We start from the raw sequence: 18865 nt of genomic DNA, 5'->3' as shown, positions 1-18865 counted from the left end.
TTACGCCTACCGATCGACTTGGAAGAGCGGCGAGGACGCCGCGATGTAGAGGGCGACCTGGGCGCGCTTGCGGGCCTGCAGGGCGGGGTCGGTGTTCTTGACGGCGGCCATGGCCGTCACCAGCGCCTGCCGCTGGGCGGCGGTCATCGTGCCGTTCAGGAGGACGAGGTTTATACGGGTGATGGTCTTGCCGTCGTCCGCGCCGTTGGCTTCCCAGCTGGCCCAGTTCGGAACCGTGCCGGTGGCGTAGGTGATCGCCGCCGGCTTCTGGAACTCGCCGCGCGTGGCGTCGCCGCCTACGGTCCAGTCGTAAACGAAGTTGTGGCGGGCGGTGATCGTCGACGTGGTCATCAGCTTGGTGACCGGGCTGAGCAGGCCCGCGCCTTGCGGCAGCGGGAAATCATAAGGGTAGTAGTTGAACACCGACGGCGCGCGGAACGGGGCCTGGCCCATGCCGGCGTCGCGAGTGGTGAAGGCGTAGCCGTCGGTCGTGTAGCCGATCGCCCGGGCCAATGAGGTGGCCAGCAGCACAGGCTCCTTGACCTTGCCCGGCAACTGCGAGCCCGCGCGGGCTTCGCTGTCCATGTAGATCGCCTTGACCACCGCCTTCATGTCACCCCGCACGCCCGCGCCATTGTTGGCGAAGACGGCGGCGACGCGGCCGACATAGGCCGGCGTGGGATTGGCCAGGGTCAGTTGCTGGATCAGCCGCTTGCAGATGTAGGGGCCGGTGTTGGGGTGGTTGAACACCGCGTCCACCACCGCGTCGACGCTGGCCTGCTGGGTCGCGTTGGCCGGTATGGTCTTGCCCAGGAAGGTCTTGGCGCCGGTGTCATAGCGAGAAGCGACGACCACCATGGGCTGGGTAAAGTCGCGGGCGTTGTTGTCGGTCAGGGCGGCGCCATTCTGTCGGGCATAGGTCCAGCCGCTCAGCGCTCGCGCCACTTCCTTGACGTCGGTGTTGCTGTACGTGGCGATCGGCGCGCCGGCGCCGTCGGTCTGCGGCGTGCCGTCCGAATTCAACAGCACCGTGCCGACCGAGAACAGCTGCATCAGTTCGCGGGCGTAGTTCTCGTTGGGCTGGGTCTTGTTGCTGTCCGCCATGTCGAGATAGTCGCCCATGTACGGGTTCAGGGTGACGGCCTTGAGGATGTCCCGGTAGTTGCCAAAGGCGTTGCCCAGCAGGATCTGGTTGAAGGTCGCCAGCCCGGCGGTGTTGGCGACATCGACGGCCGAGGCCACCACGATCTGCGACAAGGCGAAAGCGACCCGCTGGCGCAACTGATCGTCCTTGCCGATCGCGTTGGCGTAGAACCGCATCTGCATCGGCGTGGCCGAGAAGTTCTCGCGGTTACAGTTGGTCAGCTCCTGACCCGTCAGAGTCGAGCAGGCGTTCCCCAGCACCGGCTTGGCGGCGATGTCGGCATAGGTGCTGGTCGAGAGCGCCAGTTGCTCGTTCAGCCAAGCCTCGGCGCCGCCCAGGGCGTAGATGTGCTCGATCAGTTCGGGCGTCGGCCCGAAGCTAGCCTGCTTGCCGAGGCGGCTGGCGTCGTCGCGGGTAAATTGCTCGGGCGCAGACGGAAATGTGCCGCCGCTGCCGCCCGTCGCGATCGAAGCCGGCTTGCCGCCGTCGGTCGATCCGGTGCCGCTCGAACCTCCGCCGCCACAGGCCGCGAGGAAGAAAGTCAGGCTCAGCGCAGCGGCCGAGCCAAAGTACTGCTTACGCATGACAAGGTCCCTGACGCGCCGCGAGGACGAGCGCGCCTTAAGCTGGAAAACCAGGAAAGGTTGAAGGGAAAGGCGGGGTTAGCGGTCCTGGAAGACGACCTCCCTGACCGCTCGGACGCCGTTCTGGCGGTAAAGTTGGATGAAGACGTCGACGACGCGCCGGACGTGATCGACCACGTCGGCGCGGCGAAGATTGGCCCCGGCCTGCAGCGCCATCAGCGCCAGCTGGTCGATCGCGCCCGCCGGATCGTCGGCATGGACTGTGGTCATCGAGCCGGGGTGGCCGCTGGAGACGGCGCGCAGGAACGAGAAGGCCTCGGCCCCGCGCAGCTCACCCAGGATAATGCGGTCCGGTCGAAGGCGCAGCGAGGCCTGCAGCAGCTCCTCGGTCGTGACCCGCGCCTCGCCCTGCTCGCCGCGCACGGCCACCAGGCCGACGGCGTTGGGGTGCATGAGGCGGATCTCGGGGACGTCTTCGATCAGCACCAGGCGCTGGTCGAGCGGGACCTCCTTGAGGAGCGCGTTGAGGAAGGTGGTCTTGCCGGTCGACGTGCCGCCGCTGATGACGATGTTCTTGCCCGCCCGCACGGCGCCGGCCAGGAAACTGCGCATGTCGCCCTCGTCGAGGAAGGCGCGCAGGATCGCATCGGAGTTGGTCTTGGGCGCCAGGACCTGGTCGAAGGCGCCGGACGCGGCGTAGTCGGTCAGGGAGAGGTCGCTGACCACGTGCTTGCGGATCGCCAGGGCCAGACCCTCGCGCGTCGCCGGCGGGGCGACGACCTGCACCCGCGCGCCGTCGGGCAGCACGGCCGACAGCAGCGGATGCTCGCGGCTGACGCCCTGGCTGGACAGGCTGGCGACCTGGCGGGCCAGTCGCCACAGGTTGGTCTCGTCCAGGGCCGGGACCTCGACACGTTCGGCGAGGCCGCCGAGACGCTCGACCCAAAGCTCGCCCGGACGGTTCACATAGAGGTCGGTCACCGCCGGCTCGGCCAGCCAGGGCGCGAGCGGGGCCAGATAGGCCTCGAGATAGACCCCAAGCTTGGCGTGAGCGGTCATTTGCGGACACCCGAGAAGTCCAGGTCGCGGGCCACGAAGATCGTCACCGGCGCGCCCTGCGGCGTCTGGATGGTTGGGGCGACCTGGTCGCTCTTCATCACCGTGCCGGCCAGGTTGGCGGCCTCGGAGGCCGATCCGATATAGATCTGCGAGGTCGAGCGGGCGTTGCCGATCGCAGCGACACCGGCGTTCAGCACCGACATCAGGATCGAGCCGCCAAAACGGCTGAAGAAGTGGCGATCGACCTTGCCTTCCAGGCCACCGCGCCCCAGCGGGTCGGCGGCCGGAGACGCAATCTGTATCGAGACGCCGTCCGGACGGATCACCCGGGTCCAGACCACGAAGACGCGCGAGGCGCCCATGGCCACGCCCGACTTGTACTGGCCAATCACCCGGCTGCCGCGCGGGATCAACACGGTGGAACCGTCGAAGCTCTTGATGTCGCGGGTGACCATGGCGCGGGCCAGGCCCGGCAGGTCGGAATTGATCGCCGTCTCCATCACCGCCGGGATCACCGCGCCTTGCTGGATGACGGCGTCGAGATTGCGCATGGCCGTGGCCTTGGCCGGCTCGGCGTCGCTGGTCCCGACGCGATCGGCGAACTTCTCGTCGGCGTTCAGGCCGGTGTCGGCGGCCTTGCCGACCATCGGCGTGGCTTGATCCGTCGAGACGCTAGCCTTGATCAGGGTCGGAGCCCCGCCGAAGTCGACCACCAGGGTCGGGGCGCGGCGGCGCTGGTCGAGATCAACCGCCGGGGCCGGCGGCAGCGGCGCGGCGTTCATCGCCGCGACCTGGGCCGGGGTCGGCGGCAGGCTATTGTTCTCGGTGAACTGCGGACCAGGGATGACCGCCGGCGGGGCGACGGGCGCGGTCAGGGCGGTGGCGGCGATGACCTCGGTCTTGCGCGGCGCACGCGGCTGGGCGTCGGCGCGGTGGCCGGTCATCCACAGGAAAACCCCGACGCCGAGCAGGCCGAAGCCGGCCATGATCACGGGCGTCGGCAGGCCGGCGTGAGCGCGGGCCACCACCGGACGCGCCTGGGCGTCGGCGGCGGCGAGGTCCTGCTGGACCTGGGCGGACTGGCGGGGATCGCTCATCGGGTCGCCTCCCCCTTCGGAGAAAGCGAACTGAAGGCGGCGTTGGTCACGGTCAGGCTGGACTTGCCCGAGCGCAGGATGAAGCGCGGGGCCAGCTGGTCGACGACCAGGTAGCCGTCACGGACCGCCGCGTTGGCCAGGCCCTCCACCCCGTCAGCGCCGACCACGAACACCGCCGGCAGGTCGGCCTGGGCGGGCCAGGCGAAATAGGTGGCGACGCCGTCGTCGAAGACGCGGGTCGGCTGGAGGGCGGCGTCGCCCTTCAGGGTGAAGGCGCTGTTGCGGGCCACCGGCGCGGAAGGGGGAGCCGGCGGCGGCGCGATGACCGCGACCCGCGCGGGGGCCGGGACCAGGAACCGGACAACATAGGCCATGTCCTTGGCCGAGGCCTTGGGTCCCGCCACGACCAGTTCGAAGACATAGCGGCGGCGGTCGGTCACCACGGTCATGTTGGTGACGGCCGTGCGGTCCAGGGGCTTCAGGAACAGCAGGTTGGCCTTCTTGTTCGGCGTCACTTGCCAGCCCATGGCGTCGCCGATCGAGACGTTCTCGATCCGCTCGTCGGCGGCGAACTCCAGCATGGTCTGGATGCCGAGATAGCCGGTCAGGCGCACGACCTGGTCGGGGTCGTAGGCGACGGTGCGGATGCGCGGGTCGACGGCGCCGGGGCGCGGGGTCTCGGTGGCCAGGGCGGGGCCGACCAGGGCGACGCCCCCAATGGTGATCACGGCCAGCGCGGCCAGAAGGGTGCGGGGATAAGCGGGGATCACTGGTCTCTCCGGGCGCTGGAGGCGGCGCGGCGGGGGGCGGGTGTACGGCGATAGGTCTGACCCAGCGGCGCGGCGGGACCGGCCGGGGCGGCGGAGGTCGTGGTTGAGGCGCGGTCCGAGACGACGCTGAGCATCCGCGTGCTCACCGGGTCGGATGAAGGAGCAGCGGGGTCGCGGCGATCCATGGCCACTGCGGCGGCGGCGATGGTGGCGGCGCGGCTCATCGGCTCGACCTGCGATGTCGCGTAGCGCGGCGCTTCCGACGCGGCGTTACGATCCGACCACGCGGCGCCGGCCAGGCCGCGCGGCAGGCGCAGGCCGGCGGCGACGACGCAAAGGGCGATCATCGCCAGCAGCATGACCAGGGCGAAGACCGAGGTCAGGACCAGCACCGTCACGGCAGGATTGATGTCGAAGGGGGCGAACTGCTGGGCCGCGCGGGCCTCGGCGAGCGCCCTCAGCGACGGGGCCAGCATGGCCAGTTCCAGCGACAGGGTCAGGGTTGCGACCAGCGGCGTCATGGCCAGGGCGATCATCGCCCTCAGCCAGCCCTCGACCAGGCCGCGCGTGGCCTCGAACAGGGCGAGGCCGACGACCAAAGGCGCCAGGGCCAGCAGGATGGCCAGCACGACCTTGGACGCCAGCAGTACGCCCAGCGTCGACAGCACCAGGGTCATGCCGCCGGTATTGACCGCGAAGGCGCCGAAGCCCGGGCCGCCTTGCGTGGCGGCGGCGCCAACACTGGCGCGGCTGGCCATCAGGGTGGCCGACTGCTGCAGGCCGTCGAAGGCGTCTTGCAAGCGGGCGAACGGCGCCTGGCCGTCCAGCAGGATGCCGCCCAGCTCGGTCGGGGCCTTGGTCAGGGTGTCGTAGACCAGGGTCTGGAACAGGCCCCAGTTGGTGGCCAGGGCGACGATCAGGCCGATCTTCAGCATCGACAGCGCCGCGTCGCCGACCCGAAGTCCGCCGCGGCCCAGGATCAGGCGGTAGCCGACGAACACGACATAGAGGGTCAGCAGCCCGGTCAGCAGCAACCCGACCGGCGATCCCGGTCCGGCCAGAGCCGCGAAGCCGCTCTCGGCCACGTCATGAACCCGGCAGTCGACCGAGCCGATCAGGCCCGGGACCATCGGGGCGTCGACGGGGAGTTGCGCGCAGGACGCCATCACGCGGCCTTCACCAGATGTGGCATCCAGGCCTTCGGATCATCGCCCAGCTGTTCGCGCAGGGCGTCCAGCTTGCGGACGCTGGTCTCGCGCCCCGACAGCACGGTCAGCAGCTCGGGCGAACCGGCCAGGTTCAGGCGGGCGACGACGCTGTCGGTCCCGTGCTTGATCAGGAAGCAGCGCGAGGTGTCTGGCAGGGTCCTGACCAGCTCGAACTCGTGCTGGGTCAGGCCGAAGCCTTGGCAGTAGTCCTTGGCCTGGGCCTTGGGGTTGGCCATGAAGATCTGGGTGGCGGCCTGCTCGATGATGGCGCTGGCGATGCGGCTTTCCAGGGCGTCCTGGGCGCTCTGGGTGGCGAAGCCGACCACGCCGTTGCGCTTGCGCAGGGTCTTTTCCCAGTCGCGGATGCGGGCCACGAAGACGTCGTCGTCCAGGGCCTTCCAGCCCTCGTCGATGACGATCAGGGTCGGGTGGCCGTCCAGGCGCTGCTCCACGCGATGGAACAGGTACATCATGGCCGGGGTGCGCAAGCTGGGGTCGTCCAGCAGCTGGGTCATGTCGAAGCCCAGGGTGGCGGCGTCCAGGTCGAGGCCGTCGGTCTCGTTGTCGAACAGCCAGGCGTGCTCGCCGGTCCCGTGCCAAGGCGCCAATCGGGCCGCGAGGTCGGCGGCGTCGGGACGGCGGGCGCCTCGGAACAGTTCGGCGAAATAGCGCAGGCGGCGCAGGCCCGGGGCCTGGTCGAAACTGGCGTCGACGGCGTCCTTGATCCGCGCGGTGTCGTCGGCCGACAGGGCCTCGCCTGGAACCGCGGCCAGCTTGGCGACCCACTCCGTGAGAAAGCGACGGTTGCCCGCCGAGTCTGGCAGGGCCAGAGGGTTGAACCCCGTCGGCTGGCCCGGACGCAGGCTCTCGTAACGCCCGCCGATGGCGCGCAGGAAGATCTCCGCGCCCCGGTCCTTGTCGAAGAACACGATGCGCGGGCTGTACTTGCGGGCCTGAGCCAGCAGGAAGTTCAGCACCACGGTCTTGCCCGAGCCCGAAGGGCCGATGACCGTGAAGTTGCCCAGGTCCCCCTTGTGGAAGTTGAAGTGGTACGGCCCCGCCGACGTGGTCTCCAGCAAGGTCACGGCCGGACCCCAGTGGTTGGCGTCGGCCTGGCCGACCGGGAAATTGTGGCCGCTGGCGAAGCCGGCGAAATTGGCGGTCGAGATCAGCGCCTTGCGGGCGATGTCCTTGAAGTTGCCGGGGAACTGGGCCCAGAAGGCGGGCTCCAGATTGATGTCCTCGCGCACGGCGATGGCGCCCATCTCGGTGAAGGCCGACATCACCTCGGCGGCCGAGCGGTCCAAACCATCCAGGCTCTCACCGCGCACCAGCACCGTCAGGTGATGCTCGCCAAAGGCCGCGCGGCCCGAGACAACGTCGTCCTTGGCGCGGGTCAGATCGGCGCGCAGCGACAGGCCGTCATCGTCGGCCGCCTTCATGCGGCGCAGGGCCAGGTTCATCCGCTCCAGGGTCGGCTGGCGGTCGACGAAGCCGAAGCTCTGGGTGATGACCATTTCGCACGGCAGGCGCAGCAGGTCGTCCAGCATCCCGGGCGTGGTCTGGGCGGGGTAGTCCTTGATCGAGACCATGGCCCCGAAGCTGCGCGCCAGGGCGCCGGCGCGCGAAAGCTCCAGCGTTTCCAGGCCAAAGCTGGCGCGGCGGTACGGCAGGTACTCGCCGGCGTCGCCCTGCGGCGCGAGGACCGGGCGCATCTCGCCATTGTAGAGGCAGGACAGGAATTCCAGCGGCTCGGAGCAGCGGCCCGTGGCGCTGTCATAGACGCCCAGCACGCGGGCGCCGTAGGGAGTCAGGGCCGAGATCAGGCTGTCGCGGGCGCTGTCCAGCTCGCGGCGGTCGGCGGCCTGGACGGCGGCGGCCTCGGCCTTGCCGGTCCCCTTCAGGGCGCGCAGGACACCGTCGATAACGCCGCCATGGCCCTGCAACGGACGACGGACGATCGTCAGGAACAGGTCGTTGACGTAGAGCTTCCGCGCGGCCAGGCGCTCGCTCCAGGTCGCGTCCAGCGCGGCGCTGAAAGCGTCCGGGAACGCCCCTTGCGTGCTGGCGTCAACCTGGCGGCGGACCACGTGGTGGTAGAGGGCGAAGCGCGAGCTGGCGAGGCCCCGCAGCATCACGTCGCGGACGGCCTTGCGGTAGTTCAGCTCTTCGCTGTCGGCCGTCTCGAACGGCAGGCCGGCCAGGTGGATCACCTGCATCAGCAGGCCGTCGCGCGTCTCCAGCGTGACGTCGTCGAGGTGGCGGGCGTACGGCAGGCGCTTGCCGGCCGTGATCTCTTTGCTCGCCTTGATCGATCGGGGGTTCAAGCGCTGTAGCTGTTGCATCGCCAGGCTCGGAAATTGGGTACGCGGGGACAGCGGCTGACCTTGGTCAGCCACAGATCGAAGATGCGCGGTTCGCGCAGGCACGCCGCGTAGCCGATCGCGTGGATCACCAGCGCGGCCGCTATGGCCCAGAACGACTTGGTGATCAGGAAGAGTTCGGCCGTCACCACCCCGTTGATCACGAAGTAGCTGTAGGTCACGCCCGCGAACATCTGCGGGCGCGTCAGGGCGCCGAACACCACGTCGCGATCCAGCGGGGCGGCCATGGCTTACGCCGCGCCCGAGGCGGCGCGGATGCCGCTGACGATCGTCGTGGCGCCGAACAGGATGAAGCAGCCCAGGATGACCGTCGCGCCGTAGCGCCAGTTCATTCGGCCGGTCAGCATCATGAAGCCGACAGCGGCAACAGCCATCACCGCCACGGCCGTGGCGACATTGCCCATCAGGGAGCCTTGCAGCCACATGACGCCGGCCAGCAGGGCGCTGGAGCCTTGCGGGTCTGACTGCACGGCCTGGGCGTGGGCCTGAGAGGCGGCTGCCATGAGGGCCGTAGCCAGGGCGGCGGCTTTCGGCTGGTAGATCTTACGCATCACTTTAGGCATCACTGGGGGGCTCCGAGAACGGGAACGGCGAGAACGGCCCCGGTCGTGGCCATGCGGCCAAGGATCGAGGTCACGTAGGCTTGGGTTTCGGCATAAGGCGGCACCCCGCCATGCTTGCGAACGGCGGCAGGGCCGGCGTTGTAGGCGGCGAGCGCCAGGCGGACATCGCCGCCGAACGCCGACATCATCCGGCGTAGATAGAGCGCGCCGCCGCGAATGTTCTGGACCGGGTCGTGCGGATCGACGCCCAGATCGCGGGCCGTGCCCGGCATCAGCTGCATCACGCCGATCGCGCCCTTGGCCGACAAGGCTCCGGTATGGAAGCGGCTCTCGCGCCAGGCCACCGCCTCGACCAGCTTCGGGTCGAGGGCGTAGGCGTTCGCGGCGGTCGAGATCTGCTGGCGAACAGCGTCCGCGCCGTTCGAGACGTCCGCCACGACCGTTTCCTGGATCAAGGCCTTGGCGCCGTCATCGGTGAAGACGGCGGGACCGGCGAAGCGGGTGACCGCGCCGTCGGCGCCGATCTCCAGCACCTGGGCCCCGGCCGGCTGTGCGAGCAGGCCGCCGATGAACATGGTCACGACCATGAACGCGGCCTGACGGGTGAAGACAAAGCCCAAGCACGCCCCCTCAGCTCGACGGATACCCCACCGGTATGCTTAACCAATGTGTACTCAACATGGTTAACCAATGTGTACCCGCAGCATTAGACCGGGGTAATGCGGCACTTCATCGCATTGGGATTTTCAGAAATGCGTCAAAAGGACAGAAAAAACAGACCGGCATACTTAAGCTTAACGAAATTCCGACTACTAAACCCGGGAAGTGTGTTAACCATTTCTTAACTCTCTGAAGACGGTGCCACACATTGCTTTCAGTGGGGGACAAGGCGAGACCACGAATTCCGACAAACTTTGCCGCAACACGCGGAACGAGATTGCCTGTGGATAGAATCACCCGGCAGCGTACTGTTCAGTTTAGTCAGGGGTGTTCCATGTCAGCGTTGAACAAAACCAGGAACTGGCTGTCGCGTCACTTCGCGGGCAGCCTGCTCAGCGGATGGGTGATGATCGCGCTGATAGGCTGGTACAACGTCTTCCATTGACGCGCGGACGCGCCTGCATCGGCCACCGACGAGCGCGGCCTACGAGCTTGCGTCGAAAGTTCCATAGTTCACGGGCGGACACGCCTTGACCTCCGAAAGTGACGCTGGTGTCGCAACCACTGGCGCGTCCTATCGCTTTATGGCGTCGGGCGCGGTGGAGGATCGGAGGATGGAATGGCCGACGTGGAAGACCTCAGCTTGTCGAGGCGCGATCTGATGGCCGCCGGCGCGGCGACCGCGACCCTGGCGGGCTCCGCGCAGGCCGCGAGCGCAGCCCCTGCCGACGCCCCCAGCCTGGTCAAGGTCGCCTTCGAGGTGAACGGCCGCGAGCAGACCCTGACGCTGGACACCCGCACCACGCTGCTGGACGCCCTGCGCGAGCACCTGAAGCTGACAGGGACCAAGAAGGGCTGCGACCACGGCCAGTGCGGCGCCTGCACGGTCATCGTCGATGGACGCCGGATCAATTCCTGCCTGAGCCTGGCGGTCATGCACGAGGGCGACAAGGTCACCACGATCGAGGGCCTGGGCACGCCCGACAGGCTGCACCCGCTGCAAGCTGCCTTCGTCAAGCACGACGGCTACCAGTGCGGCTACTGCACGCCGGGCCAGATCTGTTCGGCCAAGGCGGTACTCGAGGAGATCAAGGCCGGCATGCCCAGCCACGTCACCGAGGACATCACGAAAGACCCGAAGCTGACCGAGGCCGAACTCCGTGAGCGGATGAGCGGCAATATCTGTCGCTGCGGAGCCTACTCAAACATCGTCGAAGCCATCGCCGATGTCGCGGGAGGCCTCTCCAAGGGGGAAATGGCATGAGAGCCTTCGCCTATGAGCGCGCCAGCACCCCGGCCCAGGCCGCCGCGGCCGTAGCCAAGGACCCCACCGCCCGCTTCATCGCCGGCGGCACCAACCTGCTGGACCTGATGAAGCTGGAGATCGAGACGCCCCGCCGGCTGATCGACGTCAACGGCCTGAAGCTGGACAGGATCGAAGCCACTCCGGACGGCGGCCTGCGCATCGGCGCCCTGGTCCGCAACACCGACCTGGCGGCCGACAAGCGGGTGCGCAAGGACTACGGCGTTCTTTCGCGCGCCCTGCTGTCCGGCGCCTCGGGCCAGCTGCGCAACAAGGCCACCACCGCCGGCAATCTGCTGCAACGGACCCGGTGCCCCTACTTCTACGACACCAACATGCCCTGCAATAAGCGTAACCCCGGCGCGGGCTGTTCGGCGATCGGCGGCTTCACCCGCTCGCTGGCGGTGCTGGGAACCAGCGAGGCCTGTATCGCCACCCACCCGTCCGACATGGCCGTGGCCATGCGGGTGCTGGACGCCGGCGTCGAGACCGTGCGTCCGGACGGCGCGACCCGGACCATTCCCATCGCCGACTTCCATCGCCTGCCGGGCTCCACGCCGCACGTCGAGACGGCCCTGACGCCGGGGGAGCTGATCACCGCCGTCACCCTGCCCAGGCCTGTCGGCGGGACGCACGCCTATCACAAGATCCGCGACCGGGCGTCCTACGCCTTCGCCCTCGTCTCGGTGGCGACCATACTGCACAAGGACGGTTCGGGTCGCGTCGCCCTGGGCGGCGTCGCCCATAAGCCCTGGCGGGTCGAGGCGGCCGAGAGCGCCCTGCCGCAAGGGATCAAGCCGGTGTCAGAGCTGTTGCTGACCGGCGCCAAGACCACCGCGCAGAATGCCTTCAAGCTGACCCTGGCCGAGCGCGCCCTGGGCGCGGCGATGACCCAAGCGAGGGCCTAGAGTCATGAAGTTCGACAAGCCCGCCACGACCAATCCGATCGACCAGTTGAAGGTGATCGGCAAGCCGACCGACCGCATCGACGGACCGCTGAAGACAACGGGAGCAGCGCCCTACGCCTATGAGCGCCATGACGCCCTCGAGAACGTCGCCTACGGCTACGTGCTGGGCGCGGCGATCGCCAAGGGCCGCATCGTCTCGATGGACATCAGCCGCGCCAAGGCTGCGCCCGGGGTGCTGGCCGTGGTCAACGCGGCGAGCGCCGGCAAGCTGACCAAAGGCGACTTCAACACCGCCAACCTGCTGGGCGGACCCGAGATCCAGCACTATCACCAAGCCGTCGCCCTAGTGGTCGCCGAGACCTTCGAACAGGCCCGCGCCGCCGCTGCCTTGATCAAGGTCGACTACGCCCGCGCGCAAGGCCGCTTCGACCTGGCCGCCGGCAAGAACGACGCCCAGCCGGCCGGCAAGGACAATCCCGACACCGCCGTCGGCGATTTCGACAAGGCGTTCGCCGAGGCCCCGGTCAAGCTGGACGCCACCTACGCCACGCCCGATCACGCCCACGCGATGATGGAGCCGCACGCCACCATCGCCGCCTGGAAGGGCGACAAGCTGACCGTCTGGACCTCCAATCAGATGGTCGCCTGGGGCCACGGCGACGTGGCCAAGACGCTGGGCGTTCCCAAGGACAAGGTCCGCCTGGTCTCGCCCTATATCGGCGGCGGCTTCGGCGGAAAGCTGTTCGTCCGCGCCGACGCGATCCTGGCCGCGCTGGGGGCCAAGGCCGCTGGCCGTCCGGTCAAGGTCGCCCTGCAGCGGCCGCTGATGTTCAACAACACCACCCACCGCCCCGCCACCGTGCAGCGCATCCGCCTGGGCGCGACGCCGGACGGCAAGCTAACCGCCATCGGCCACGAGAGCTGGTCCGGCGACCTGCCCGGCGGCGGCCCTGAGACCGCGACCCAGCAGACCCGCCTGCTCTACGCTGCGCCCAGCCGGATGATGAAGCTGCGGCTGGCCACCCTGGACCTGCCCGAGGGCAACGCCATGCGCGCGCCCGGCGAGGCCCCAGGCCTGATGGCCCTGGAGATCGCCATGGACGAGTTGGCCGAAAAGCTGAACCTCGACCCGGTCGAACTTCGCGTGATCAACGACACCCAGGTCGATCCGGAGAAGCCCGGCCGGCCGTTCTCGCAGCGCAAGCTAGTCGAGTGCCTGCGCACCGGCGCCGACAAATTCGGTTGGAGCAAGCGCAGCGCACGTCCGGGCCAGGTCCGCGATGGCCGCTGGCTGGTCGGCATGGGCGTGGCGGCCGCCTTCCGCAACAACCTGGTCATGAAGTCCGGGGCCCGCGTGCGGTTGGAGCGTAGCGGCCAGGTCGTGGTCGAGACGGACATGACCGACATCGGCACAGGCAGCTACACGATCATCGCCCAGACCGCCGCCGAGATGATGGGCGTGCCCCTGCACCAGGTGACGGTGAAGCTGGGCGACTCGAGCTTCCCGGTCTCGGCCGGTTCCGGCGGCCAGTGGGGCGCCAACAGTTCGACGGCGGGCGTCTACGCGGCCTGCGTCAAGCTGCGCGAAGCCGTAGCGACCAAGCTCGGCCTCGATCCGGCCACGGCCGAGTTCTCCGACGGCCGCGTCAAGCTGGGCAACCAGAGCCTGCCACTGTCCCAGGCCGCCGCCGATGCGCCGCTCGTCGTCGAGGACACCATGGAATATGGCGACTTGGACAAGACCTACCAGCAGTCGACCTTCGGCGGCCACTTCGTCGAGGTCGGCGTCGACAGCGTCACGGCCGAGATCCGCATCCGCCGCATGCTGGCCGTCTGCGCCGCCGGCCGCATCCTCAACCCCAAGTCCGCGCGCAGCCAGGTGATCGGGGCCATGACCATGGGGGCCGGCGCGGCCCTGATGGAGGAGCTGGTCGTCGACAAGCGCCTCGGCTTCTTCGTCAATCACGACCTGGCCGGCTACGAGGTGCCCGTCCACGCCGACATCCCACACCAGGAGGTGATCTTCCTGGACGAGACCGACCCGATGTCCTCACCAATGAAGGCCAAGGGCGTGGGCGAACTGGGCATCTGCGGCGTTGGGGCGGCCGTGGCGAACGCCATCTACAACGCCACCGGGGTTCGGGTGCGGGAGTATCCGGTCACGCTGGACAAGCTGCTGGCGGAGATGCCCGCGATCGCGTGACGTCGCGGCGGCGGGGGCGGGGGCGGCGCTAATCTTGGCGCGCGCCCTGCCGAAGCACGCCCTTGCAACGCTCCGAACAGGTTTTGACCTGCTCCCAGTCGCGCGCCCATTTGCGCCGCCAGGAGAAGGGACGCCCGCAGGCCATGCAGATCTTAGGCGCTATGGCGGCTTTCGGTCGATGTGCGCCTTTCATTGCCGGCGAACCTAGGCGCTCACCACCACGGCGCGGCCCGGTCGGCGGGCGTGGCGCGCCGGGCGTTCCACACGAAGACAAAGTTGCGGTGCTCGGCCCAGGTCTGCCCCTCGACCGCGCCGCCCTTGAGGCACGCGCTGGTGTGATAGGGACCCTTGCCTTCGCTGGTGCGGAAGCTGACGCACGTGCGGCCGCGCGCTTCTCGCCAGCGGCCCGCCTCGATCGCGCTGTCGTAGAAGCTGCCCGTGACGCGACCGTCAGCCTCCAGAACGAGACTCATGCCCTTGAAGTAGGGCTCGCTTTCCTTCGCGGAGAGATCGACGACCCAGTCTCCCCCCATCGCGTTGGATTGCGGCGCCGGCGCGGCGCTCAGGGCCAGGGCGAAGATCATCGGTAGCATCGCGCGTTCTCCGCAGAAGGACCTCTGATCCATCTACGCGCGCCAAGCTCAGCCGGATGCGTCTTTGTCGCTTTGCCACCGCCATAGAGGCTCGAGCGCGAGGATCGTCAGGCGAGCACCGCGGCCTTGGTCATGGCTCGCGCCTGCGCCCGTGACAGCCAGCGGCCCCGGGACAGCTTGCCCGCGCCGGGCCCGGTTGGCCGATACTGCGAGAAGCGAGCGTCCTCGGGCTGCAGCATGGTGCGAGGATTGCCGTCCTTGCCCGTGTACCACATCTCGGTCCAGCCGGCCGGGGCGATGTGGTCGTCCATCCAGCAGTCGAGGAAGGCGGCCATGCCGACGTATTTCGGATCGCCGTAGCGGCCGTCGGGAAACTGGCTGGAGGGGCGCCAGGGGCGGCCCAGATAGACCGACCCCGTCTTGACGCCGGCTTCCTTGGTCAGTCGGCATCCCTGGAACACGAAGCCGAAGGGCTGGTTGAGCGGCGTGCTGGGCGCGACGATGTAGCCGTCGACCGGGTCGACGGGACGCGGCCGCGAGCGGATCTCGCACCCCTCGAAATAGGCCCGCCCCGCGCCAAAGATGAAGTCGTAGCTGCCGGTGATCAGGCAGCGTTCGAACAGGCTGGATCCGGCGTCCGGGAACAGCGTGTCCTGATAGCTCAGGATGTCGACCTCGGTCAGGCGGGCGCGGTCCGAGCCCTTGTCCAGCATCAGGGCCACGGCCTGCGGGCCGCCGCCGTCATGCGAGTGAAGCCCGCCCGGCTTGCTCATCTCGGCCAGGCCGTCGAAGGCGTTCTGGATGGTCAGGTTTCGCGCGGCGAAGTCGGGCGCACGCACGAACAGGGTCGGGGTGCGGAAGGTGCCCCAACGCTTGCCGTCCGGGGCGGTCAGGCCCGAGGCCGCAAGGTGGCTGATCACCGAGGCCTTGCGGTCCTCGCCGATCAGGTGGACGAACGGCTTGTCGATGACGACCTGCTCGTCCCAGACGCCGCGGGTGACCAGGATCCGATACGGCGTCTTGCCGTCGGCCGGCGCGGCCGCGACCGCCGCCGAGAGACTGGCATAGGCGGGGGCCGAGACCGGAGGCCGCCCCTCCCCTCGCCAGAGCACGGCGTCAAAGCGCTGCGCGGCGATCGCGACGCCCGGAACCATCAGCGCCGCGCCCGCCAAGACGCTGCGGCGCGAGGGAGAGATCTGCGACATGACGCCTCTTTCGAAAGGGGGCGGGCGCCGGCCGGGAGGACAGCCGACGCCCAAGATTCCTCGGAAGGAGGAATAGCTGGTCTAGAACGCGTACCGCAGGCCGAAGTTGAACTGACGGCCGGTGTGCGAATAGACGTAGACGCTATCGCGATTGCTGTCCGTGTACTGATTGTTGAAGGCGTCGGTGAGGTTCAGCCCCTCGAACGTCAGCTTCAACTGCTTGTTGATCGCATACGACGCCGAGGCGTCGATGGTGGTGATCGAACGCACGCCGTCGATGTCGTTGGTGCTGGTGCCGCTGGGCACGGCGGTCAGGTACTTGTCGCGATAGGCCGCCGAGACGCGGGCGCTGAACGCCTCGTCCTCGTAGTAGAGCGTGGCGTTGAAGGCGTTCTTCGACAGGCCCACCAGGTCGTTCTGGACGAAGCCGGTCGGCGAGCGAGCCGAGATGTAGTCGATCTTGGAGTCGACCACCGTCACGTTGAAGATCGCGCCGGTGTGGCTCAGCACGCCCGGCAGGAAGCTGAACGGCTGCTGATAGCTGATCTCGACGCCCTTGAGCGGACCGCCCTTGGTGTTGACAGGCTGGCTGAACAGGAAGGTGTCGCCAGCCGAGACGCCCAGGCCGTCCAGCAGGCTCAGCGGCAGGCCCGAGGCGTTGAAGGGCTGGGAGATGCGCGAGGTCTGAATGTAAGTGTCGATGTCCTTGTAGAACAGGCCGACCGACAGCAGCGCATCCTTGGCGAAGTACCATTCGGCCGACAGGTCGTAGGTGGTGGCGCGGATCGGCTTCAGGTTCGGGTTGCCCGAGCTGACGCTGAACACGCCCACCGTCGACAGGCTGCCGCCCGGCGTCAGGCTGCCCAGGTTCGGACGGGTCATCACCTTGGCCGCGCCGAAACGCAGCAGGAAGTCGGGCGTGACCTCGGCCGTGACGTTCAGCGCCGGGAGGATGTCGTCATAGTCGCGCTTGACGGTGGCCTGCTGGGCCGCACCGGCGACCAGCTGATAGCCGGTCGAGCTCTGCTCGGTCTTCACATAGCGGACGCCAATATCGCCGCGGATCGGCCAGGCGAAGTGGTCGGTGCGGAAGTCCAGCTGCGCGTAGGCGGCGCTGTCCTTCTCCTCGACGCTGCGGATATTGCCGCGCGCATTGGCGTTGGAGGCGCCGCTCAGCTCGAACAGGCCCGTGCCGCTGTAGATGTTGAACAGCTTGGCGAAGGCGTCGAGGTCCGGCGCGGCCCAGCTGGTGGGGATGCCCGAGGCGCCGAGGTTGTGGCCGAAGCCCGAGACCAACTTGGTCAGGCTGTTCAGCGTCACGCCGGCCGGCAGGGTTGGGACGACGGACTCGTTGACCCGGGCCTGGGCCCAGGAGTCGAAGTTGTACTTCTTGAAGTTGACGCCGACCTTCAGGTTCAGGCCGTCGTTCAGACGATAGTCGCCGTCCAGCTGGGCGGTCGCGATCTTGTTGGTCACGCCCTGCGGCCGCAGACGGATCTCCGACCGCGCCGCGCCGAAATTGTAGGCCGACGGATCGGTGACGTCGAAGCCGAAGTTCATCGCCGGCAGGTTCGGATTGACCCGATAGTCATACGAGAAGCCGTCGGCGTTCTCGCGGTTCAGGATCACCGTCGTCTGGATCGGGTTGTCGAAGTCCGACTTCGAGAAGCCCGCCAGGCCGCTCAGCTTGAAGCGGTCGCCGAACTGGTGCTCGGCCGTGAACGTGGCCTGGCTGTACTTGGTGTCCAGCTTGTCGAAGCGGGTTTCGCTCTCGACGTCCACATCGTCGAACAGGCCGTAGACCATGTCGCCCTTCGAATTGACCACGCCGTCGCGGACGATGATCTCGGGGCGGCCGCCCTGCGAGGCGTTGCGGGCGAAGGACAGGGCTTCGAGCCAGTTCTCCTCGCGCGTGGCCTTGAAGTCCGAATAGAGGACGTCCACGCCGATCAGGGTCTTGTCGTCCGGCCGCATCTGGACCGAACCGGTGACGCCCAGGCGCTTCTGCTCATGGCTCAGACGGCCGTAACGCGGGAAGCGGGGCGTGAAGACCGAGGCCGTGCTGGCCGGCTTGAAGGTGGAGGCGGGATTGAAGCCGCCGGCCTCCGTCCCGTTCAGCCAGCCGCCCGAACCGTGGCCCTCTTCGAGCAGGCCACGCTCGGTATAGGCGACCGAGACGAGCGCGCCGAGCTTGCCGTCGAGCCAGGTGTTCGAGGCCAGGACCGCGAAACGCGGGTCCCACGACTTGGAGAGGTCGTTATAGCCCTCCTGGGCCGAGACCACGAGGGTCGCGCCCTTGTAGTCGAACGGGCGGCCGGTCTGCAGGTCGACGGTGGCGCCCAGCGAGCCTTCCTCGGTCTGGGCCGAGGCGGTCTTGCGCACCGTGATGCTGTTGAAGAGTTCCGAGGCGAAGACGTTGAAGTCGAACGCGCGGTTGCGGTTGGCGCCGCCCGAGCTGTCGGTGCCGCTGGCGGTGCTCTGCCCCTCGACGCCGTTGATGCGCACGCGGGTGAACTGCGGACCCAGGCCCCGAACGGTGATCTGGCGGCCTTCGCCGGCGTCGCGGGCGATCGAGACGCCCGGCACGCGCTGGATCGACTCGGCCAGGTTGGCGTCCGGGAAGTCGGCGATGTCCTCGGCCTTGATGACATCGACCACGCCGCTGGCGCGACGCTTGAGGTTCATGGCGCTCTGCAGGCTGGCGCGGAAGCCGGTGACGACCACGGCCTCGACCTCGGACGAGGCCTCCTGCTGCGGCGCCGAGACCGGATCAGCGGCCTGAACGGCGATCATCGGCGCGGCGGCGGCGGACGCCAGCTGCAGCGAGGCGGCCTGGCCCAGAACCGCGGTGCGACCGTTGTTGGACACGACGGTCAGGTCCGCGCCTCGCAACAGGCGCGCCAGACCCTCTTCGACGGTATAGGCGCCTTGCACGGCGTTGACGCGCTTGCCGGCGACCGCGCTCTGCGGGGCCAGGATCTGCAGCTCGGCCTGCTTGCCGAACTGGGGAATGCCGGTGGCGGCGGACTGCTCGCGCACGTCGAACTTGCGGACCTGGGCGTGAACCCCGGACGCGGCCAAAAGCGCGCTGGCGCCGGCCGCGAGCATCAAACAGGACTTTTCGTAAGTACGCAGCGACGTCCGCATGCGCCCCTCCCTCTGTGGTTCAAACGGCGCTTCTTGG

At 68.4% G+C, this 18865-nt stretch carries 16 protein-coding genes; 3 read left to right on the top strand and 13 right to left on the bottom strand.

The features are described from left to right. Positions 1 to 6: 6 nt before the first annotated feature. From CSW62_RS02675 to CSW62_RS02635, 9 genes are all read right to left on the bottom strand, one after another. Positions 7 to 1728, bottom strand: coding sequence for a DUF1800 family protein (locus CSW62_RS02675; RefSeq protein ID WP_099575661.1), 1722 nt, complete (start codon positions 1726 to 1728; stop codon positions 7 to 9). 78 nt (positions 1729 to 1806) lie between these two features. Continuing rightward, positions 1807 to 2787, bottom strand: coding sequence for a P-type DNA transfer ATPase VirB11 (virB11, locus tag CSW62_RS02670; protein WP_099575660.1), 981 nt, complete (start codon positions 2785 to 2787; stop codon positions 1807 to 1809). Further along, positions 2784 to 3884: a TrbI/VirB10 family protein gene (locus CSW62_RS02665; RefSeq protein ID WP_099575659.1), complete on the bottom strand. Its 1101-nt coding sequence runs from the start codon at positions 3882 to 3884 to the stop codon at positions 2784 to 2786. The genes virB11 and CSW62_RS02665 overlap by 4 nt, the downstream gene beginning before the upstream one ends. Further along, on the bottom strand, positions 3881 to 4654 hold the full coding sequence (locus tag CSW62_RS02660) for a TrbG/VirB9 family P-type conjugative transfer protein (RefSeq protein ID WP_199170502.1): 774 nt from the start codon (positions 4652 to 4654) through the stop codon (positions 3881 to 3883). The genes CSW62_RS02665 and CSW62_RS02660 overlap by 4 nt, the downstream gene beginning before the upstream one ends. Beyond that, positions 4651 to 5820, bottom strand: a complete 1170-nt coding sequence (locus CSW62_RS02655; RefSeq protein ID WP_099575658.1) for a type IV secretion system protein — start codon at positions 5818 to 5820, stop codon at positions 4651 to 4653. Before CSW62_RS02655 ends, CSW62_RS02660 begins: the two co-directional genes overlap by 4 nt. Beyond that, entirely contained in the window at positions 5820 to 8207 is a 2388-nt protein-coding gene (locus tag CSW62_RS02650; protein ID WP_099575657.1) for a VirB4 family type IV secretion/conjugal transfer ATPase, read from the bottom strand. Before CSW62_RS02650 ends, CSW62_RS02655 begins: the two co-directional genes overlap by 1 nt. Further along, positions 8186 to 8473: a type IV secretion system protein VirB3 gene (locus tag CSW62_RS02645; protein ID WP_056045755.1), complete on the bottom strand. Its 288-nt coding sequence runs from the start codon at positions 8471 to 8473 to the stop codon at positions 8186 to 8188. The genes CSW62_RS02650 and CSW62_RS02645 overlap by 22 nt, the downstream gene beginning before the upstream one ends. Positions 8474 to 8476: 3 nt before the next feature. Beyond that, positions 8477 to 8797, bottom strand: a complete 321-nt coding sequence (locus CSW62_RS02640) for a TrbC/VirB2 family protein (protein WP_099575656.1) — start codon at positions 8795 to 8797, stop codon at positions 8477 to 8479. Between the two features lie 11 nt (positions 8798 to 8808). After that, on the bottom strand, positions 8809 to 9429 hold the full coding sequence (locus CSW62_RS02635; RefSeq protein WP_199170501.1) for a lytic transglycosylase domain-containing protein: 621 nt from the start codon (positions 9427 to 9429) through the stop codon (positions 8809 to 8811). A gap of 659 nt (positions 9430 to 10088) precedes the next feature. On the opposite strand from CSW62_RS02635, the gene paoA reads away from it, so the two are divergent. Genes paoA through paoC form a run of 3 tightly spaced genes read left to right on the top strand, consistent with a single transcriptional unit; the run spans position 10089 to position 13883 of the window. After that, positions 10089 to 10733: an aldehyde dehydrogenase iron-sulfur subunit PaoA gene (gene paoA / locus CSW62_RS02630; protein ID WP_099575655.1), complete on the top strand. Its 645-nt coding sequence runs from the start codon at positions 10089 to 10091 to the stop codon at positions 10731 to 10733. Next, positions 10730 to 11680, top strand: a complete 951-nt coding sequence (locus CSW62_RS02625) for a xanthine dehydrogenase family protein subunit M (RefSeq protein WP_099575654.1) — start codon at positions 10730 to 10732, stop codon at positions 11678 to 11680. The genes paoA and CSW62_RS02625 overlap by 4 nt, the downstream gene beginning before the upstream one ends. A 4-nt stretch (positions 11681 to 11684) precedes the next feature. Further along, positions 11685 to 13883, top strand: a complete 2199-nt coding sequence (paoC, locus tag CSW62_RS02620) for an aldehyde oxidoreductase molybdenum-binding subunit PaoC (RefSeq protein WP_099575653.1) — start codon at positions 11685 to 11687, stop codon at positions 13881 to 13883. A 28-nt stretch (positions 13884 to 13911) separates the two neighbouring features. On the opposite strand, the gene CSW62_RS02615 is transcribed toward paoC, so the two are convergent. The 4 genes from CSW62_RS02615 to CSW62_RS02600 all read right to left on the bottom strand — a co-directional run bounded on the left by CSW62_RS02615 (position 13912) and on the right by CSW62_RS02600 (position 18828). Beyond that, positions 13912 to 14076 (bottom strand): DUF2256 domain-containing protein, encoded by a 165-nt coding sequence (locus tag CSW62_RS02615; protein ID WP_099575652.1) that lies wholly within the window; start codon positions 14074 to 14076, stop codon positions 13912 to 13914. Positions 14077 to 14095: 19 nt separating this feature from the next. After that, positions 14096 to 14476 carry a hypothetical protein gene (locus CSW62_RS02610; RefSeq protein ID WP_099575651.1) on the bottom strand — a complete coding sequence of 127 codons (381 nt, stop codon included), beginning with the start codon at positions 14474 to 14476 and terminating at the stop codon, positions 14096 to 14098. A 107-nt stretch (positions 14477 to 14583) separates the two neighbouring features. Next, positions 14584 to 15681: a pectinesterase family protein gene (locus CSW62_RS02605; RefSeq protein WP_099575650.1), complete on the bottom strand. Its 1098-nt coding sequence runs from the start codon at positions 15679 to 15681 to the stop codon at positions 14584 to 14586. An 81-nt stretch (positions 15682 to 15762) separates the two neighbouring features. Next, a complete protein-coding gene (locus tag CSW62_RS02600; RefSeq protein ID WP_099575649.1) occupies positions 15763 to 18828 on the bottom strand; it encodes a TonB-dependent receptor in 3066 nt (1021 codons plus the stop codon). Positions 18829 to 18865: the final 37 nt, after the last annotated feature.

Origin of the sequence: Caulobacter sp. FWC2, from assembly GCF_002742625.1 — a bacterium.
Taxonomy (GTDB): domain Bacteria; phylum Pseudomonadota; class Alphaproteobacteria; order Caulobacterales; family Caulobacteraceae; genus Caulobacter.
Note: the sequence above shows the minus strand (reverse complement) of the source record. Positions and strands in the feature narration are given on the sequence as shown.

Excerpts from the sequence above, each read along its gene's own strand:
- CSW62_RS02640 (WP_099575656.1), bottom strand. The coding sequence starts at position 8,797 with ATGCGTAAGATCTACCAGCCGAAAGCCGCCGCCCTGGCTACGGCCCTC.
- CSW62_RS02615 (WP_099575652.1), bottom strand. The coding sequence starts at position 14,076 with ATGAAAGGCGCACATCGACCGAAAGCCGCCATAGCGCCTAAGATCTGC.
- CSW62_RS02675 (WP_099575661.1), bottom strand. The coding sequence starts at position 1,728 with ATGCGTAAGCAGTACTTTGGCTCGGCCGCTGCGCTGAGCCTGACTTTC.
- virB11 (WP_099575660.1), bottom strand. The coding sequence starts at position 2,787 with ATGACCGCTCACGCCAAGCTTGGGGTCTATCTCGAGGCCTATCTGGCC.
- CSW62_RS02650 (WP_099575657.1), bottom strand. The coding sequence starts at position 8,207 with ATGCAACAGCTACAGCGCTTGAACCCCCGATCGATCAAGGCGAGCAAA.
- CSW62_RS02610 (WP_099575651.1), bottom strand. The coding sequence starts at position 14,476 with ATGCTACCGATGATCTTCGCCCTGGCCCTGAGCGCCGCGCCGGCGCCG.
- paoA (WP_099575655.1), top strand. The coding sequence starts at position 10,089 with ATGGCCGACGTGGAAGACCTCAGCTTGTCGAGGCGCGATCTGATGGCC.
- CSW62_RS02665 (WP_099575659.1), bottom strand. The coding sequence starts at position 3,884 with ATGAGCGATCCCCGCCAGTCCGCCCAGGTCCAGCAGGACCTCGCCGCC.
- CSW62_RS02600 (WP_099575649.1), bottom strand. The coding sequence starts at position 18,828 with ATGCGGACGTCGCTGCGTACTTACGAAAAGTCCTGTTTGATGCTCGCG.
- CSW62_RS02625 (WP_099575654.1), top strand. The coding sequence starts at position 10,730 with ATGAGAGCCTTCGCCTATGAGCGCGCCAGCACCCCGGCCCAGGCCGCC.
- CSW62_RS02605 (WP_099575650.1), bottom strand. The coding sequence starts at position 15,681 with ATGTCGCAGATCTCTCCCTCGCGCCGCAGCGTCTTGGCGGGCGCGGCG.
- paoC (WP_099575653.1), top strand. The coding sequence starts at position 11,685 with ATGAAGTTCGACAAGCCCGCCACGACCAATCCGATCGACCAGTTGAAG.
- CSW62_RS02645 (WP_056045755.1), bottom strand. The coding sequence starts at position 8,473 with ATGGCCGCCCCGCTGGATCGCGACGTGGTGTTCGGCGCCCTGACGCGC.
- CSW62_RS02655 (WP_099575658.1), bottom strand. The coding sequence starts at position 5,820 with ATGGCGTCCTGCGCGCAACTCCCCGTCGACGCCCCGATGGTCCCGGGC.